General features: G+C 38.2%; 1 pseudogene. It reads right to left on the reverse strand.

The annotated features are described in order from the left end of the window. Positions 1–685: pseudogene (locus ACFINS_RS10465) on the reverse strand (hypothetical protein); the annotation flags it as partial.

Below are 685 nucleotides of genomic sequence, written 5' to 3' on the forward strand. Positions count from 1 at the left end.
TTTTGCTAATAATAAATCAACAAAAGCAAGAGGCATTGCCCCTTTAACATTCAATTTGACAGCTGAACCATTAAGAGAAACAGGTCCATTTATGGAGAGATCTAATCCTTTATCTCCGGTCGCTATCATACGCTCAATATGAAAAGTCGATTTTTTGTAAGAACCACGAGCATTCATATTGATCAACAGAGGTCCTTTATGCGTCATAGCAGTTAAGCTTTGACTAGCAAGCTCAAAAGAAGCAGATGGATCCTTCATTGTTCCAGCAATATCGATCCTACCTACCACGGCTCCTCCAAGTGCTTGCCCTTCAATAAAACTATTCATCAAACGTGCAGGCAAATCTTGCAAATTAACGTGGAGATCAAGCTTATTTTTATCTAAAGATATATGACCCTGTGCTTGTGCTTGTACCCCCTCTCCTGTTAAATTTGCATTCAAAGTAAGGTTCTGATCTACTGTTTTACCTTTAGCAGAAAGAACAAAAGGCATTATTTTTTTATTTTGAAAAGCAAGTGTTGTCAGTTCTTCACCTTTTAGATCATAAGTTACATCAGGCTTTTGAAAACTACCACGAATCGTAATCTGCCCTGTTACAGTACCAGCTACTCCAAGGTTGGATTTCCATAGATTAACTAAAGCAGCAGGGAACGCATTCATTGTAAGGTGCAGATTAAGGGAATCT

Source organism: Bartonella sp. AA2SXKL, assembly GCF_042197205.1.
Lineage (GTDB): Bacteria > Pseudomonadota > Alphaproteobacteria > Rhizobiales > Rhizobiaceae > Bartonella.